The sequence below is a fragment of the Pseudomonas sp. R3-41 genome (genome assembly GCF_054161485.1).
This window is the reverse complement of the sequence record NZ_CP096421.1, coordinates 4,737,946-4,755,829: the sequence shown is the minus strand read 5'-3', so window position 1 is coordinate 4,755,829 and position 17,884 is coordinate 4,737,946. Positions and strand designations below refer to the sequence as shown.

Genomic DNA, 17,884 nt, shown 5'->3' with positions numbered 1-17,884 from the left:
AACGCCCCGGCAGGCTTGACAACCCCTAGGCTGAAACGTATGTTTCAAACAAGTGTTTGTCAGGCGGAGTAACCATGGCCCAGTCGGAAACCGTTGAACGCATTCTCGATGCTGCCGAGCAGTTGTTCGCGGAAAAAGGTTTCGCCGAAACCTCGTTGCGTCTGATCACCAGTAAGGCCGGGGTGAACCTGGCGGCGGTGAACTATCACTTCGGCTCGAAAAAAGCCTTGATCCAGGCGGTTTTCTCGCGGTTCCTCGGGCCTTTCTGCCTCAGCCTCGATCGCGAACTGGAGCGGCGCCAGGCCAAGCCCGACGTCAAGCCAACCCTGGAAGAGCTGCTGGAAATCCTGGTCGAGCAAGCCCTGGTCGTGCAACCGCGCAGCGGTAACGATCTGTCCATTTTCATGCGCCTGTTGGGCCTTGCGTTCAGCCAGAGCCAGGGCCACCTACGGCGTTACTTGGAAGACATGTACGGCAAGGTCTTCCGTCGCTACATGCTGCTGGTCAACGAAGCCGCACCGCGCATTCCGCCTATCGAGCTGTTCTGGCGGGTGCACTTCATGCTCGGCGCCGCTGCGTTCAGCATGTCCGGTATCAAAGCGCTGCGGGCCATCGCTGAAACCGATTTTGGTGTGAACACCTCCATCGAGCAGGTGATGCGCCTGATGGTGCCGTTCCTGGCAGCCGGCATGCGTGCCGAAAGTGGCGTCACCGATGAGGCCATGGCGGCCGCGCAACTGCGTCCACGCAGCAAATCGACGCCGGCGCTGGCCAAGGCTTGAGCGCACGGGTGGGCGTGGCTGCCTACATCCGCTAAGCTAACCGCCCATGCCGACTCTTGTTTCGAACCCGTTCCATTCTATATTTCATGACCGCGACCTGCCGGGCCTTGGGCCTGGCGGTGTGGTCGTGTCTGTGTCACCGCGCGGGTTCATCGTTATTAAGGAAATGCTATGACTGCTGGCCTGCAAGGCTCGTTGATGGTGGACGTCGCCGGTACCTGGCTGACGGCCGAAGATCGCCACCTGTTGCGCCAGCCCGAGGTAGGCGGCCTGATCATTTTTGCCCGCAATATCGAGCATCCACGTCAGGTGCGCGAATTGAGTGCGTCGATCCGCGCCATCCGTCCCGACCTTCTATTGGCGGTGGACCAGGAAGGCGGCCGTGTTCAACGGTTGCGCCAAGGATTTGTGCGGTTGCCGGCGATGCGGGCGATCGCCGAGAACCCGAACGCCGAGTACCTGGCCGAGCAGTGCGGCTGGATCATGGCCACCGAAGTGCTGGCGGTCGGTCTCGACCTGAGTTTTGCCCCGGTGCTGGACCTCGATTACCAGCGCAGCGCCGTCGTCGGCAGTCGTGCCTTCGAAGGTGACCCTGAACGCGCGGCGTTGCTGGCCGGTGCCTTCATCCGTGGCATGAGCGCCGCCGGGATGGCGGCCACTGGCAAGCATTTCCCGGGTCATGGTTGGGCCGAGGCTGATTCCCATGTGGCGATCCCGAACGATGAGCGCAGCCTCGAGCAGATTCGCGCCAGCGACCTGGTACCGTTCGCCAAGCTGAGCAAGCAACTGGCCGCGATCATGCCGGCCCACGTCATCTACCCGCAGGTTGATGCCAATCCAGCTGGTTTTTCCCGCCGCTGGTTGCAGGACATCCTGCGCGGCGAGTTGCAATTTGACGGTGTGATCTTCAGCGATGATTTGTCGATGGCCGGGGCTCATGTGGTCGGTGATGCCGCCAGTCGTATCGAGGCGGCCTTGACGGCGGGTTGCGACATGGGCCTGGTGTGTAACGATCGCGCCGCCGCGGAGCTGGCCCTGAGCGCTGCCCAACGCCTGAAGGTCAAGCCTTCGGCGCGGATCGCCCGCATGCGCGGCCAGGCCTGTGCCTCCACGGAATACCGCCAGGACCCACGCTGGCTGACGGCGCTCGGCGCACTGAGAGCTGCGCAGCTTATTGATTAGTAGGGGATTCTGGTTGGGTGAACGTTGCAACACTCCCCTGTGGGAGCGAGCCTGCTCGCGATGACGGCAACACAGTCAGCATCTAGGCCGGCTGAACCACCGCTATCGCGAGCAGGCTCGCTCCCACATTGGAAGTGTGGTGGACTCAGATTATGTGAACGCCACAACTTCCTGTGAGAGCCGAGCTTGCTCGCGATGATGGCTGCACAGTCAACATCTGCATCAACTGAACCACCGCTATCGCGAGCAAGCTCTGCTCCCACAGTGGCTCTGCGGTGAACACCAGGCTCAGGGACACCCAGGCTGAGTTGAGGGAGTGTCAGCGCTTCTCGAGCTTGTCCGGCAGCGGCGCGAACAACGCCTCGATATCGTCGCTCTGCAATTTCCAATCACCGGCCACGCGTCCATCCAGCACGCCAGCGGCGAGGTCGGATTTTTCCTTTTGCAGCAGCTGGATTTTCTCTTCCACCGTGCCTCGGGCTATCAGCTTGTAGACGAACACCGGTTTTTCCTGGCCGATGCGGTAGGCACGGTCGGTGGCCTGGTTTTCGGTGGCCGGGTTCCACCACGGGTCGTAGTGAATCACGGTGTCGGCCTCGGTCAGGTTCAGGCCTACACCACCGGCCTTCAGGCTGATCAAAAAGATCTGACGCTTGCCACTCTGGAATTCCTTGACGGGCGTGCGTCGATCCCGGGTCTGGCCGGTCAGGATGGCGTAGTCGACGCCGCGTTTCTTCAACTCATCTTCAATCAGCGCCAACATGGACGTGAACTGCGAAAACAGCAGCACCCGTCGCCCTTCTTCAAACAGCTCTTCGAGCATTTCCATCAGGCTGTCGAGCTTGCCTGAGGTGCTGCCTCGGGCGGGCACGGTGGCGTCGTTGATCAGGCGCAAGTCGCAACACACCTGGCGCAGCTTGAGCAGCGCTTCGAGGATGATGATCTGGCTGCGGGCCACGCCTTTGCGGGTGATCTCGTCGCGGACCTTCTTGTCCATCGCCAGGCGCATGGTTTCGTAGACGTCCCGCTGGGCGTCGCTGAGTTCGACCCAATGGATGATCTCGGTCTTGGGTGGCAACTCCGTCGCCACTTGTTCCTTGGTCCGGCGCAGCAGGAAAGGTTTTATCCGACCGTTGAGGTGCTGCAATCGTACGTCGCTGCCGCGCTTTTCGATCGGTACACGGTAATCGCGGTTGAAACTCTTGACGTCCCCGAGCCAGCCCGGCAACAGGAAGTGAAACAGCGACCACAATTCGCCCAGGTGATTTTCCAGGGGCGTACCGGACAGGCACAGCCGCTGGCGGGCGTTGAGCTCGCGGGCGGCCTGGGCGGCTTTGCTGGTGGGATTCTTGATGTACTGGGCTTCATCGAGGATCAGCACGTGAAGTGGCTGCGCTTTCAGGCGCTCGACGTCCTTGGGAAGCAGGGCATAAGTGGTGAGGATCAGGTCGTAATCCACCAGCCGTTCGAAATGTTTTTTGCGTCCCGCACCGTAAAGCGCCAGGACCTTGAGCTGCGGCGTGAAGTGGGACGCTTCGTCGAGCCAGTTGGGAATCAGGCTGGTCGGCATCACCACCATGCACGGCCGGTCGAGGCGACCGGCGTGTTTTTCGCTGAGAATGTGCGCCAGGGTCTGTAGGGTTTTGCCCAGGCCCATGTCGTCCGCGAGGATGCCGCCGACTTCCAGCTGTCGCAGCGACTGCATCCAGCTCAGGCCTTCGAGTTGATAAGGCCGCAGCGTCGCGTTCAGGCCTTCTGGCGCGGTGGCGGTGTAATCCTTGATGTCCCGCAGGCGTTGGGCCAGGCCGCGAATGTGTTCGCCGCCTTCCCAAGTCAATGGCATGTCCTGCAGCGGGTTCAGGCGCAAGGCGTCCGCGCTGTTGAGGCGCAGTTTGGTGGTGCCGGGCTCTTGCAGGTAAAACTCGCCCAGGGTCGCCAGCACCGGTTTCAGCCGGCCATAGGGCAGGGCCACTTGCTGCGGGCCGAATTCCGAGTTCGGGCGGTTGGGCAGGTTGACCAGGATCAGTTCATCGTCCCGGCGCCGGGCCAGGCGTTCCGGATTGAACAATTCGATGTGCGAGCGCATCAGGTTCAACAGGATCGGCAGCAGGCTCAGGCGTTCGCCATTGACGATGATCCCCAGTTCCAGGTCGAACCAGTCCCGCTCCGGCGTTTCCTCGACCGTGGCATACCACTCGTCCACCGCCGTCAGGTCAAAGCCGAAGTCCTCGTCGATCTGCAACTCCCAGCCCTGGGTGCGTAGTTTCGGCAGGTCGTTGAGGGTGAAGGTCAGCCAGGCGCTGTCGTTGACCATTTCGTACAGTTCGCCGGCGCTTTCCGGCAGGGCCTTGCTTTGTCGGGTCGCGACCTTGAAGCCGAGGATACGTAGTTGTTCGCGGTAGGACTGTTCCACATCGGTGTGGCGTTTTATCCGCAACGTCTGGGTTTCCTGGCGAATCAGCACGTCGGTGTTGCGCTGGCCGCTGACGTATTCATCCAGATAACTGAAGGACAGCGCGGCGCGGTGCTGGATGTAGCGCTGCATCTTGCCGTTGCGTGGCTCGAAGGCGCTGAACTCGATACTGGCCAGCCACAGGCGCGGCACCGGCTGCACGTTGTCCACCAGCACTTGTGGCGGGGCCTTGGGGCTGCGGTTGTCCAGCACCGCTTGGAGTTTCTCCAGCAGGAGGGCGTCCTTTTCGGCGGCCGGGTAGGCCAGGGTTTCCTGGACTTGCAGCAACACGGCCGCGCAGTGCTTGCAGTTGATGCGCACCGGGCAGGAGCACGCGGCTTCGAGCAGAATCAGCGTGCCCTTGGCTGACTCTTTAAGGCGAATGGTCTGACGGTAGACGCTGCCGCCAGAGCCTTCGCAGCTGGCGATGATGGTGCTGTCGCCGGCCTCGACGATCCTGACGCGGTTTTCCAGCGCATAACGGCGCCCGCGCTCCAGGCTCTGTTCCTTGAATCGATTGACCCAGGAAGGTGCCAGGGGTTTGCTCAGGGGCGAGGGCATAGGCGCGCCAATCAGTCCGGAATGACTTCAGGTGCCTGCCGAGGTGCGGGCGCAGTCAGCGAAGTGATCTTGATCAACAGGCCGAGGTGACCGTTATCGAGGAAGTTCAGTTGGCCATTCTTGGTATGGCTCTGCTGTTTGAGGCGCTCGCTGGCGGTGACCAGGCCATTGGCGTCGATCTGGTTGACCCAGAAATCGGCATCCACGTCGGTGAAACGCCCCAGTTTCAGTTCCAGGGTGCCCTCGATGGGAAACTGGCCGAACTGTTCAGTACCGTCGCTGATGGCGACTTTTCGGCCCTGTTCGCCGAGGGTCTGCTGCCAGGCCTTGTGCATCAATACGGTGTATTGGCCGCTGGCGGTGAGTTTCTCGACGACGTTGCCCAAGGCCGGCGTGCGCTGGCTGTCCGCGCCCAGGCGTTGCGCGCCGGCGTCCCAGTCTTCCGGTGCGGCGCGGCTGACAATCGCCGGCTCGGCGTTCTGGCGTACCAGGATCATTTCAACCTGATACAGGTCGTCGGCGAACGCCAGGGGAGCGACCAGGGTCAACAACAAGGTCAATGAGCGAAACAGGCGCATGGGGCGTCCTTCAAGCAGTGGTCGGAGTGAGGCGCTCGAACAGCGCCTCTACGGTATTGAAACGCTCTTCCGCGCGTTCCATGGGCACCATGAATTTGAACATCGTGGCGCCTTCGAACTTGTAGCGTTTGGGCTGGCCCTGGATCAACTTGATCAGCACCAGTGGGTCGACCGGCGTCTGGGCCTCGAACTCGATCCGGCCGCCATTGGGGCCGCCATCGACTTTCTTGATGCCCAGTTGCTCGGCCTTGAGCTTGAGCAGCGTGGTGCGCACCAGGTTCTTGGTCGGTTCCGGCAGCAGGCCGAAGCGGTCGATCATCTCCACTTGCAGGTCCTTGAGGCCTTCCTCGTCGCTGGCCGAGGCGATGCGTTTGTAGAGGATCAGCCGTGCGTGGACGTCCGGCAGGTAGTCTTCCGGGATCAGTGCCGGTACTCGAAGGTTGATTTCCGGCCCGCCGCCCAGGGGTTGGTCGAGGTTCGGCTGCTCGCCCTTGCGGATCGACTTGACGGCGCGTTCGAGCATCTCCATGTACAGCGTGAAGCCGACGGCCTGGATCTGGCCGCTCTGGCCGTCGCCGAGCAATTCGCCGGCGCCGCGGATTTCCAGGTCGTTGGTGGCCAGCACGAAACCGGCGCCGAGGTCCTGGGTGTTGGCGATGGCTTCGAGGCGTTTTTCCGCATCCGGGGTAATTTGCTGGCGCGGTGGCGTCAACAGGTAGGCATAGGCCTGGTGGTGGCTACGACCGACCCGGCCGCGCAACTGGTGCAGTTGGGCCAGGCCGAATTTGTCGGCGCGCTCGATGATGATGGTATTGGCGCTCGGCACGTCGATGCCGGTCTCGATGATGGTCGAGGCGATCAGCACGTTGAAGCGCTTGTGGTAGAAGTCGCTCATCACCTGTTCGAGTTCACGCTCGCGCATCTGCCCGTGGCCGATGCCGATGCGCGCTTCCGGCACCAGCTCGGCCAGGTCGGCGGCACATTTCTCGATGGTCTTCACGTCATTGTGCAGGTAATAGACCTGGCCGCCGCGCAGCAGCTCACGCAGCAGGGCTTCCTTGACCGTGCTTTTGTTCTGCTCCATGACAAAGGTGCGCACCGACAGGCGCCGGGCCGGCGGCGTGGCGATGATCGACAGGTCGCGCATGCCCGACACCGCCATGTTCAACGTACGCGGGATCGGCGTGGCGGTCAGGGTCAGGATGTCGACCTCGCTGCGCAGGGCCTTGAGCTGTTCCTTCTGGCGCACGCCAAAACGGTGCTCTTCGTCGATGATCACCAGCCCCAGGTTCTTGATCTTCACGTCGTCCTGCAGCAGCTTGTGCGTGCCGATGACGATGTCGATCTTGCCCTCGGCCAGGTCGGCCACGGCGGCGTTCACTTCCTTGGTGGATTTGAAGCGACTCATCACTTCCACGGTCACTGGCCAGTCGGCGAAGCGGTCACGGAAACTGTTGTAGTGCTGCTGGGCAAGCAGGGTGGTCGGGACCAGGATCGCCACCTGCTTGCCGCCATGCACGGCAATGAACGCGGCGCGCATCGCCACTTCGGTCTTGCCGAAGCCCACGTCGCCACACACCAGTCGGTCCATGGGCTTGGGGGCGAGCATGTCGGCGCGCACGGCTTCGATGGTGGTCTGTTGGTCGACGGTTTCTTCGAAGGGGAAGCCGGCACTGAAGGTTTCGTAGTCGGCTTTCGGATCGGCGAAGGCGTAGCCCTCGCGAGCCGCGCGACGGGCGTAGATGTCCAGCAGTTCGGCAGCCACGTCGCGCACCTGTTCGGCGGCCTTGCGCTTGGCTTTCTGCCAGGTTTCCGAGCCCAGGCGATGCAGCGGGGCCAGGGCGTCGTCGCTGCCGGTGTAGCGAGCGATCAGGTGCAGGTTCGCCACCGGCACGTAGAGCTTGGCGCCCTCGGCGTATTCCAGGGTCAGGAACTCGGCGGCCTGGTTGTCGATTTCCAGTGTCGCCAGGCCCAGGTAGCGACCCACGCCGTGATCGATGTGTACCACGGGCGCGCCTTCGCGCAGCTCGGTGAGGTTCTTGATGACCGCGTCGTTGGCGGCGTCGGCGCGTTTCTCGCGACGGCGACGCTGCATGACCCGCTGGCCGAACAAAGGGCTTTCGGCCACCAGCGCCAAGGCTGGCTCATCCAGGACCAGGCCGTCGTTCAGCGGCGCGATGGTGATCGCCAGGCGATCCTTGCCGGCAACGAAGTCCGACCAGCTGTCGACAGTCTTCGGTCGCAGCTTCAAACGTTCGAGCAGTTCCAGCAGCACTTCGCGACGTCCCGCGGATTCGGCGGCGAACAGTACGCGGCCGGGGAATGCATCGAGGAAACCCGCCAGCGCCGCCAGCGGCTGCGTGGCCTTGGCTTCGATGGCCAGGTCCGGCAATGCCTTGGCCGGGAAGCGTTCACGACCGACGCCGGTTTCCACGTCCTGCTGGCTCGCCACCACGCGCGGCCAACTCTTGAGACGGGCAAAGCAATCTTCCACCGGCAGGAACAGCTCGGCTGGCGGCAATAGAGGCCGGGACGGATCGACGCGACGCTCTTCGTAGCGGTTGCGCACATCGTTCCAGAAATTTTCCGCCGCTTGCTCGATGCCCGGCAGGGAAAACACCTGGGTGTCCTGGGGCAAGTAATCGAACAGGGTGGAGGTTTCTTCGAAAAACAGCGGCAGGTAGTACTCGATACCGGCGGGCGTGATCCCGCTGCTCAGGTCCTGGAAGATCGGGCAACGCCGGAAATCCACATCGAAGCGTTCGCGAAAGCGCGCCTTGAAGCGGGTCACGGCGTCTTTCTGCAACGGGAATTCCTTGGCGGGCAACAGGCGGATCGACTGCACTTTGTCGATGGAGCGCTGGTTTTCCGGGTCGAAGGTGCGCAGCGTCTCGATTTCGTCATCGAACAGGTCGATGCGATACGGCAGTTTGCTGCCCATCGGGAACAGGTCGATCAAGGCGCCACGCACCGCGAACTCGCCGTGCTCATACACCGTGTCGACGCACCGATAGCCACTGGCCTCGAGGCGGGTGCGCATTTGCTCGACGTCGAGCTTCTGGCCGATGTCTAGCACCAGGCTGCTGCCGAGCAAAAATTGGGTCGGGGCCAGGCGATGTAGGGCTGTGGTGATCGGCACTACCAAAACGCCATGACTGAGCTCCGGCAGCCGATAAAGGCTGGCGATTCGCTGGGAAATGATGTCCTGGTGCGGCGAAAACAGATCGTAGGGCAGAGTTTCCCAGTCCGGAAAATGCAAGACCGGCAAATCCGGCGCGAAGAAACTCAGCTCCTGTTCCAGCCGTTCGGCGCTTTGGCTGTCGGCGGTCAGTAGCAGGGTGAAACGCTTTGCAGCGCTGGCAGCCTCGGCGATGGCCAGGCTCAGGGCGGCACCGGGCAGGTTGCCCCAGTGCTGTTTACCTGCCGCGGCAGGGAGAAGCGGAAGACGCAGAACGGGCACGGAAGATTGAGCTCCAGCATTGCGACAAAGTCGACAATTGTAGCGGGGGAAGGGGGCTGCTGTCAGTCGCAGACTACCCAGGCAGGCAGGAAAACCACGGCGCGACGGGCGCGCATTGCTCCGCAGAGGACTCGGCGGCATAATGTAGCCCCTTTTTTCAGCCCCTACATGTGGAAGGTTACCGTGACTCAGAAGCCCGACCAGTGTCTTGGTGAATGGATTGATCGTGAAGCGCTCGCCGAAGCGATGATCCCTCTCATCGGTCAGCTCTACCGCAATAACAACGTGGTGAGCTCGATCTATGGCCGCAGCCTGATCAACCAGTCTGTCATCGCGATCCTCAAAGCCCACCGCTTTGCGCGCCACCGTTCTTCCGACGACAGCGAACTCTCCGTCCACGAAACATTCCCTCTGCTCAAGGCCATGAGCGAGCTCAAGCTCGGCGCGGCTTCGGTGGACCTGGGCAAGTTGGCATTCAAATTCCGCAACGAAGGCAATGGCCGTAGCGCCGAGCAATTCGTACGTGAAGAGATGGCTGATGTGGTTGGCCAGCAGAACGTTTCGGCTCGCAAAGGCACTGACGTGGTCCTGTACGGCTTCGGTCGTATCGGCCGTCTGCTGGCGCGCATCCTGATCGAAAAAACCGGTGGTGGCGACGGCCTGCGCCTGCGGGCCATCGTGGTGCGCAAGGGCGCCGAGAACGACCTGACCAAGCGCGCCAGCCTGCTGCGTCGCGATTCGGTCCATGGTTCGTTCAACGGCACCATCACCATCGACGAAGAAAACAACACCATCACCGCCAACGGTAACCTGATCCAGGTGATCTACGCGAAGAACCCGACCGAGGTGGATTACACCCAGTACGGCATCAAGGACGCACTGCTGGTGGACAACACCGGTGTATGGCGTGACGCCGACGGCCTGGGCCAGCACCTGGCCTGCCCGGGTGTCGACCGCGTTGTCCTGACCGCGCCTGGCAAGGGCAAGCTGAAGAACATCGTTCACGGCATCAACCACGGCGAAATCACCGCCGACGACAAGATCGTCTCCGCCGCCTCTTGCACCACCAACGCCATCGTGCCGGTGCTCAAGGCCGTGAACGACAAGTTCGGTATCGTCAACGGTCACGTCGAAACGGTTCACTCGTACACCAACGACCAGAACCTGATCGACAACTTCCACAAGGGCGATCGCCGTGGCCGCAGCGCCGCGCTGAACATGGTCATCACCGAGACCGGTGCCGCCACCGCCGCCGCCAAGGCCCTGCCTGAACTGGCCGGCAAGCTGACCGGCAACGCGATCCGCGTACCGACGCCGAACGTGTCGATGGCCATTCTCAACCTGAACCTTGAGAAAGCCGCTACCCGTGAAGAGATGAACGAGTACCTGCGCTACATGGCGCTGCACTCCGACCTGCATAAGCAGATCGACTTCGTCAATTCCCAGGAAGTGGTGTCCACCGACTTCGTGGGCTCGCGCCACGCCGGTGTGGTGGACGCTGAAGCCACCATCAGCCAAGATAACCGCGTGGTGTTGTACGTCTGGTACGACAACGAATTCGGTTACAGCTGCCAGGTGGTTCGCGTGATGGAAGACATGGCCGGGGTAAACCCGCCAGCGTTCCCGCGCTAAGCGTTAGCCGCTTGTGAAAACGCCCCGACTTGTCGGGGCGTTTTTTTGTCTGGAGTTTGTGGTGCCTGGGCTGGCCTCTTCGCGAGCAGGCTCGCTCCCACGCTTTACCGCATGCATCCGCAACTACTCGGTCCAATGTGGGAGCGAGCCTGCTCCGGGCGGCGATCCGACGAAGGCAATCTATCAGGCACCGCTTATGACGGAAGCCTGCGCCGTCCGCAATTCATGCCGATTACCCTTGAACAGCACCAGGGTGGCAATCAGCCCCAGCACTGCCGCCCCAGTGAGCCATATCCCCGGCGCGGCCTTGTTGTCGAGCACATGGATCAGGTAGGTACAGGCTGCCGGGGTAAACCCACCGAACGTTGCCGTCGCCAGGCTGTAGGCCAGGGAGAACCCGGTGGTGCGCACCTCGACCGGCATGATTTCCGTCAAGGCGACGACCATTGCACCGTTGTAGGATCCATACAGGAACGACAGCCACAGCTCGACGATCAACAAATGGCTGAAACTGGGGTTCGCCACCAGCCAGGACAGGGCCGGATAAGCGGTCAGGATCGCCAGGACAGTCGCACCGAGCAGCAGGGGTTTGCGTCCGATCTTGTCGGAAAACGCCCCCATCACTGGCAGCCAGAAAAAATTCGACAAGCCGATGCACACCGTGACCAGCAGCGCGTCCAGGTCCGACAGGTTCAACTCGGCCTTGCCGAAAGTCGGTGTGTAAGCCGTGATCAGGTAGAACGATACGGTGGTCATCACCACCAGCGCCATGCCGGCCAGGACGATGCCGAAGTTCTGACCGATTGAGCGGACAATTTCCGACAGGCTGGGACGGTGTTTTCTCGCTTGAAACTCAGGTGTTTCTTCCAGCGAACGACGGATCATGAAGATCGCCGGGACAATCATGCAACCCACCAGGAACGGTACGCGCCAGCCCCAATCCCCCATTTCCTGGGGGCTCAGCCAGTGATTGAGGCCAACCCCCAGCAGACCGGCAAACACCACGGCGGCCTGTTGGCTGGCCGATTGCCAACTGACAAAGAAGCCCTTGCGCCCCGGCGTGGAGATCTCCGCCAGGTAAACCGACACGCCACCCAATTCCACACCAGCGGAGAAACCTTGCAGCAAGCGGCCGAGCAGCACCAGCAAGGGCGCCGCCACGCCGAGGACGGCATAGCCCGGCACGCAGGCGATCAGTATGGTGCCCATGGCCATCAGCACCAGGGTGATGATCAAGCCTTTGCGACGGCCGTGGCGGTCGATGTAGGCACCGAGAAAAATCGCCCCCAGGGGGCGCATCAGGAACCCGGCACCGAACGTGGCCAGGGACAGCATCAGCGAGGCAAACGCACTGTCGGCGGGGAAGAACGTCTTGGCGATGGCCGTGGCGTAGAAGCCATAGACCATGAAGTCGAACATCTCCAGGAAGTTGCCGCTGACAACGCGAAAAATCGCCTTGCCGTTGCTTGTATTGGAAGGCATGGGTTGGTACTCACTCTGGTAAATCTTGTATGAAAGCGCTGCACCCCCTGTGGGAAGTCTTGTGAAGACCTGTGGGAGCCAATGGAGCCCTGTGGGAGCAAAGCTTGCTCGCGATGCAGACGATACGGTTCAACTGCAAGACCGCGTCATCGTTCATCGCGAGCAAGCTTTGCTCCCACAGGCTTCAACAGGTTCCCACAGGGCTCCATTGGCTCCCACAGGGTTTTTTGCACGCGCTGGCGTTCATAATGGCCGGCGCGGTTTTGAGAGGAGATGAAGATTTGTTAACTGGACGATGGATAGGCCTTGTGGTGCTGGCCGGCGTGTTGTCCGGTTGCGGCGGTGGCGACACCTTGGAGCGCTTCGACGGCCCGACCATGGGCAGTCACTATTCCATCCAGTACGTCAGGCCTCCCGCCGGGCCCGCTCCGAAAACGGTGCAGGCCGAGGTGGAAAACATCCTGGCCGAAGTGGATCGGCAATTCTCGACCTATCGCAGCGACTCGGACGTCGAGCGTTTCAATGCGCTGCCGGCCAACAGTTGCCAGGTCATGCCTGGCCCGGTCCTGGCGTTGATCCGCGTGGGCGAGCAATTGTCGGTCCAAAGCGATGGCTCCTTCGACCTGACGGTGGAGCCACTGTTGAACCTGTGGGGCTTCGGTCCCCAGTCCCGCACAGAGCAAGTGCCGAGCGCCGAGGCGCTGGCCGAGGTGCGCCAGCGCGTTGGCCACGAGCATCTGCGCATTGAGGGCGACCGGTTGTGCAAGGATGCGGCGGTGGAAGTCGACTTCAACAGTATCGCCGCCGGTCATGCCGTCGACCGCATCGCCGCCAGGCTCCAGGCCTTGGGCATCGACAGTTACCTGGCCGAAGCCACCGGTGAACTCAAGGCTGTCGGGCGTAAGCCTGATGGTTCGGCCTGGCGCATTGCCCTGGAAGAGCCTCGGGATGACCGGCAAGTGGCTGAGCGTATCATCGAGGTCAACGGCTACGGGGTTTCCACCTCGGGTGACTACCGTAAATATTTCGAGCAGGGCGGCCAGCGTTATTCCCACACCTTTGATGGGCGTACTGGTGCGCCGGTCCTACACAACCTGGCGTCCGTCACGGTGATTCATCCTTCGGCGATGATGGCCGATGGACTATCGACGCTGTTGCTGATTCTCGGTCCTGAACGGGGTTGGGACTATGCCCAGAAGCATGACATTGGGGTATTTTTCGTAGTGCGGGATGGGGAGCGTTTCGTCAGCCGCACCAACGACATCTTTGAACGGATGACCCGTGGAAAAACCCAATGACCACTGAAGCGGGATTACCGTGGCGAGGGAGCTTGCTCCCGCTTGAGTGCGAAGCGCTCACAAAAGGGGGGGCGCTACGCACCCCAGCGGGAGCAAGCTCCCTCGCCACAATGATTCAAGCGAGCTTGAGATGAGCGTCATGCAATGACAGCGCCCTGAAAGGTTACCTGTGGCGAAATAGCGCAGGCAAAACTAGCCTACGGCGCGACCAAGGGGTAATGTGCGCGGCGTTGACGCTTCTATAGACTGTGGCCGGGCGCGTGAACCGGCCTAAAATTGTTCCTTCATGCCGCCGGCCGGCATGATTTAGCCGTGGATGCCAAGCGTGGCATCGCGGCCTGTTCTGAGGAGTACGCATGGCTGTCTACAACTACGACGTGGTGGTACTGGGCTCCGGCCCGGCGGGGGAAGGCGCGGCAATGAACGCGGCCAAGGCAGGGCGCAAGGTGGCGATGGTCGACAGCCGTCGGCAGGTCGGCGGCAACTGCACCCACTTGGGTACCATCCCGTCCAAGGCCTTGCGTCACTCGGTCCGGCAGATCATGCAGTTCAACACCAACCCGATGTTCCGGGCCATCGGCGAGCCGCGCTGGTTCTCCTTCCCGGACGTGCTCAAGAGCGCCGAGAAGGTTATCTCCAAGCAAGTGGCCTCGCGTACCGGCTACTACGCCCGCAACCGCGTAGACGTGTTCTTCGGCACCGGCAGCTTTGCCGATGAGCAGACGGTCGAGGTGGTCTGTGGCAACGGCGTGGTCGAGAAGCTGGTGGCCAAGCACATCATCATCGCCACCGGTTCGCGCCCGTATCGCCCCGCCGACATCGATTTCAACCATGCGCGGATCTACGATAGCGACACCATCCTGAGCCTGGGTCACACCCCGCGTAAGCTCATCGTCTACGGTGCCGGCGTGATCGGTTGCGAATATGCCTCGATCTTCAGCGGCCTGGGTGTGCTGGTGGAGTTGGTGGACAACCGCGGCCAGTTGCTCAGCTTCCTGGACTCGGAAATTTCCCAGGCCCTGAGCTATCACTTCAGCAACAACAACATCACCGTGCGCCACAACGAAGACTACGACCGCGTCGAAGGCGTCGACAATGGCGTCATCCTGCATCTCAAGTCTGGCAAGAAGATCAAGGCCGACGCCTTGCTCTGGTGTAACGGCCGTACCGGCAACACCGACACCCTGGGCCTGGAAAACATCGGCGTGAAGGTCAACAGCCGTGGCCAGATCGAAGTCGACGAGAACTACCGCACCTGCGTGCCGAACATCTACGGTGCCGGTGACGTGATCGGCTGGCCGAGCCTGGCCAGTGCCGCTCACGACCAGGGTCGTTCGGCCGCCGGCAGTATTGTCGACAATGGCAGCTGGCGCTTCGTCAACGACGTGCCGACCGGCATCTACACCATTCCGGAGATCAGCTCGATCGGCAAGAACGAGCAGGAGCTGACCCAGGCCAAGGTGCCGTACGAGGTGGGCAAGGCGTTCTTCAAGAGCATGGCGCGTGCGCAGATCGCCGGCGAGCCGCAAGGCATGCTGAAGATCCTGTTCCACCGCGAGACCCTGGAAGTGCTCGGCGTGCACTGCTTCGGCTACCAGGCATCGGAGATCGTGCACATCGGCCAGGCGATCATGAACCAGCCGGGCGAACTGAACACGCTGAAGTACTTCGTCAACACCACGTTCAACTACCCGACCATGGCCGAAGCCTATCGGGTAGCCGCCTACGACGGGCTCAACCGGCTTTTTTGAGCGGCTCCGGCCGGTGGCCTGAGCCGGCCGGGGAGACCGATTTCAGCAATTCTCGAGGGTGGCAGTGGCCAAACCGGGAAAGTCTGTAATCAGGCTGTCAGCGCCAAAGTCGGCGAGCCTGCGCATGAGCGCGGGCTCGTTGACGGTCCACACCGACACATGCAGCCCCTGGCGCTGCGCCTTGGCCAGGCGTTCCGGCGTGCACAGGGTCCAGTTCAGCGCCAGAATCTCGCAGCCGTAGCTCTGGGCGACCTTCAACGGGTCGAGCCAGGCGTATTCGGCCACCAGTCCACGGGAAATGTCCGGGGTCAGGTCCAAGGCCGCCTTGAGCACTTCCCGGGAACTGGAAGTGATGGTGATCTTGTCCAGCAGCCCGAAACGCTGGGCCATTTCGCGGATGCCCAGCACGGTGGCGGCGGCGCGGGTGCGTGAAGCGCTCTTGACCTCCAGTTGCCAATGCTCGAAATCACACTGCTCGAACAACTCCTCCAAGCGCGGGATCGGGCACGGCTTGATCCATCCCGGGCCACCCTTGCGCGCATCGTAGGTCACCAGCTCGGCGGCGGAATGCTCCACCACCTTGCCGCGCCGGTCGGTGGTGCGCTTGAGGGTCGGGTCGTGGATCACCATCAACTCGCCGTCCATTGAAAGATGCAGGTCCAGCTCGCAACGGCGTACGCCGTGCTTGAGGCACTCCTGAAAACCGGTCAGGGTGTTTTCCGGCGCTTCGCCCTTGGCGCCGCGGTGGCCATAAATGAGGGTCACGGTTCTTCCTTATTGATGCCTGATTCGTTCAGTTCCCGGGCCAGGCGCCGTTCTTGCGCCTGTTTCTGCAGGATGTAGCGGGCCAGCAACTGGCGCTGGGCGTCGGTCGGGCGTTCGAACTCGGTGCCCACGTCGTAGCCGTCGCCCTTGGGGTCGCAGTGCGTGACCCGCGCCCGCAGCAGCAAGCCGAGGGCCTGGGGCATCAGCACCAGCTTGATCGACAGGTGCGCGCCGACGGCGATGGGGGTGGGGTATTGGAAGTCGATGCCGCCTTCGGAAATGATCACCGGCTGCGGATCGCCAATTTCGCCGAGCACCGTCAGGGCAATGACCTGGCTGAGCAGGTCGATGCGTTTGTTCATCGCCTTGAGGTACGCCGCGATGCTGCGTTCGCGCTCGCTGATCTGGCGCAGCAGGTGTTGCGACTCGAATTCGCTCAGGTGCAGTTCGCTGAGCAGATTGAACAATGGAGAAGCATCCTGCAACACTTCCTGGCCAGCAGCTTCAGGAATGGACAGGGGCCGAATTTCCAGTGCGATCGTGTCCTCGATACGGTAGTATTCGCGGCGATCTTCTTCATCTAATGTCGACATGGCGAACCCATGGTAGCGGCGGTGGTCTGAGTGTAAAGCTGGTTTGTGACCCCCGCCACAAGGACGTTCCTTTTCCCTCCGAACAAGCCCCGACATGTTCAGACCTCTCTTCGTATTTATCGGCACGCGTTATACCCGTGCAAAGCGTCGCAATCATTTCGTATCGTTCATTTCCCTGACCTCCATCATCGGTCTCGCCCTCGGCGTGGTCGTGATGATTGTCGTACTGTCGGTGATGAACGGCTTCGACCATGAGATGCGCACCCGCGTGCTGGGCATGGTGCCCCACGCGACCCTCGAAACCGGCGAAGCCATCAGCGATTGGCCAAGCCTGGCCGCCAAGGTCAAGCAGAACCCGCAGGTGCTGGCCGTGGCGCCCTTCACCCAGATGCAGGGGCTGCTGACCAACGACGGCAAGGTGTCCAAGGTCTTGCTCAACGGCATCGATCCCGGGCTGGAACGGCAGGTGTCGATCATCGACAACTTCATGAAGCAGGGCAAACTCGACGACCTGGCGCCGGGCAGCTTCGGCATCGTCATCGGCGACAAGGCCGCGGCGAAGCTCGGCGTGGCCATCGGCGACAAGCTGACGTTCGTGGCGCCGGAAGTCACCGTGACGCCGGGCGGCATGTTCCCGCGCATGAAGCGCTTTACCGTGGTCGGCATTTTCCATGTGGGTGCTGGCGAGTTGGACGGCTACCTCGGCGTGACCAATCTCCAGGATCTCGCCCGCCTGCATCGCTGGAAGCCGGATCAGGTGCAGGGCCTGCGCTTGAAGTTCGATGACCTGTTCCAGGCCCCTCGAGTGGCCTGGACCATCGCCCAGCAGCTTGGCGAAGACCGCTACTACGCCCGGGACTGGACCCGCACCCATGGCAACCTGTACCAGGCGATCCGCATGGAGAAAGCCATGATCGGCCTGCTGCTGTTGCTGATCGTCGCCGTGGCGGCGTTCAACATCATCTCCACGCTGGTGATGGTGGTGAACGACAAGAAGGGCGACATCGCCATCCTGCGTACCCTCGGTGCCACGCCGGGGCAGATCATGCGGATCTTCATGGTCCAGGGCACCGTCATCGGCGTCATCGGCACGTTCGTCGGCGCGTTGGTCGGCATGTTCGCCGCGCTGAATGTCAGCGCTGCGATCGCCGGCCTCGAAGGGCTGATCGGGCACAAGTTCCTCAACGCCGACGTGTACTTCATCGACTACCTGCCATCGCAGTTGCAGTCCGATGACGTGTTGATGGTCTGCGGCGCCGCGTTGGTCTTGAGTTTCCTCGCCACCCTGTATCCTGCCTGGCGTGCCGCGCGCACCCAGCCTGCGGAGGCGTTACGTTATGAGTGAGTC

Annotated in this window: 12 protein-coding genes; 6 read left to right on the top strand and 6 right to left on the bottom strand. The window is 62.0% G+C overall.

Annotated elements, in window-relative coordinates; translation table 11 throughout:
• Positions 1 to 74: 74 nt before the first annotated feature.
• Together M1D99_RS20385 and nagZ are read left to right on the top strand one after the other, a co-directional pair.
• The gene (locus M1D99_RS20385) at positions 75 to 782 is read left to right on the top strand and encodes a TetR/AcrR family transcriptional regulator (protein ID WP_013692622.1); all 708 of its coding nucleotides are present in this window, start codon (positions 75 to 77) and stop codon (positions 780 to 782) included.
• 183 nt (positions 783 to 965) lie between these two features.
• Positions 966 to 1,964 (top strand): beta-N-acetylhexosaminidase, encoded by a 999-nt coding sequence (nagZ, locus tag M1D99_RS20380; RefSeq protein ID WP_434576569.1) that lies wholly within the window; start codon positions 966 to 968, stop codon positions 1,962 to 1,964.
• A 319-nt stretch (positions 1,965 to 2,283) separates the two neighbouring features.
• Here nagZ and M1D99_RS20375 read toward each other — a convergent pair whose 3' ends face one another.
• The 3 genes from M1D99_RS20375 to mfd are packed head-to-tail and all read right to left on the bottom strand — an operon-like array spanning position 2,284 to position 9,015.
• Positions 2,284 to 4,977, bottom strand: coding sequence for a DEAD/DEAH box helicase (locus M1D99_RS20375; RefSeq protein WP_434571361.1), 2,694 nt, complete (start codon positions 4,975 to 4,977; stop codon positions 2,284 to 2,286).
• Positions 4,978 to 4,988: 11 nt separating this feature from the next.
• Complete coding sequence (locus M1D99_RS20370; protein ID WP_186705225.1) at positions 4,989 to 5,555, bottom strand: CsiV family protein; 567 nt, start codon at positions 5,553 to 5,555, stop codon at positions 4,989 to 4,991.
• Between the two features lie 10 nt (positions 5,556 to 5,565).
• The gene (mfd, locus tag M1D99_RS20365) at positions 5,566 to 9,015 is read right to left on the bottom strand and encodes a transcription-repair coupling factor (RefSeq protein WP_458130688.1); all 3,450 of its coding nucleotides are present in this window, start codon (positions 9,013 to 9,015) and stop codon (positions 5,566 to 5,568) included.
• A gap of 168 nt (positions 9,016 to 9,183) precedes the next feature.
• On the opposite strand from mfd, the gene M1D99_RS20360 reads away from it, so the two are divergent.
• Positions 9,184 to 10,647 carry a glyceraldehyde-3-phosphate dehydrogenase gene (locus M1D99_RS20360; RefSeq protein WP_186705223.1) on the top strand — a complete coding sequence of 488 codons (1,464 nt, stop codon included), beginning with the start codon at positions 9,184 to 9,186 and terminating at the stop codon, positions 10,645 to 10,647.
• 183 nt (positions 10,648 to 10,830) lie between these two features.
• Here M1D99_RS20360 and M1D99_RS20355 read toward each other — a convergent pair whose 3' ends face one another.
• The gene (locus M1D99_RS20355) at positions 10,831 to 12,129 is read right to left on the bottom strand and encodes an MFS transporter (RefSeq protein WP_434571354.1); all 1,299 of its coding nucleotides are present in this window, start codon (positions 12,127 to 12,129) and stop codon (positions 10,831 to 10,833) included.
• A gap of 248 nt (positions 12,130 to 12,377) precedes the next feature.
• On the opposite strand from M1D99_RS20355, the gene M1D99_RS20350 reads away from it, so the two are divergent.
• Positions 12,378 to 13,427 (top strand): FAD:protein FMN transferase, encoded by a 1,050-nt coding sequence (locus tag M1D99_RS20350; RefSeq protein WP_434571352.1) that lies wholly within the window; start codon positions 12,378 to 12,380, stop codon positions 13,425 to 13,427.
• Between the two features lie 356 nt (positions 13,428 to 13,783).
• Positions 13,784 to 15,178, top strand: a complete 1,395-nt coding sequence (sthA, locus tag M1D99_RS20345; RefSeq protein WP_003183399.1) for a Si-specific NAD(P)(+) transhydrogenase — start codon at positions 13,784 to 13,786, stop codon at positions 15,176 to 15,178.
• A 42-nt stretch (positions 15,179 to 15,220) separates the two neighbouring features.
• Here sthA and M1D99_RS20340 read toward each other — a convergent pair whose 3' ends face one another.
• The gene (locus M1D99_RS20340; protein ID WP_053120741.1) at positions 15,221 to 15,943 is read right to left on the bottom strand and encodes a glycerophosphodiester phosphodiesterase; all 723 of its coding nucleotides are present in this window, start codon (positions 15,941 to 15,943) and stop codon (positions 15,221 to 15,223) included.
• Positions 15,940 to 16,536 (bottom strand): PilZ domain-containing protein, encoded by a 597-nt coding sequence (locus M1D99_RS20335; RefSeq protein ID WP_186705220.1) that lies wholly within the window; start codon positions 16,534 to 16,536, stop codon positions 15,940 to 15,942. The genes M1D99_RS20340 and M1D99_RS20335 overlap by 4 nt, the downstream gene beginning before the upstream one ends.
• 94 nt (positions 16,537 to 16,630) lie before the next feature.
• Between M1D99_RS20335 and M1D99_RS20330 the strand changes: the two genes are divergently transcribed.
• Positions 16,631 to 17,881: a lipoprotein-releasing ABC transporter permease subunit gene (locus M1D99_RS20330; protein WP_207961301.1), complete on the top strand. Its 1,251-nt coding sequence runs from the start codon at positions 16,631 to 16,633 to the stop codon at positions 17,879 to 17,881.
• Positions 17,882 to 17,884 lie beyond the last annotated feature (3 nt).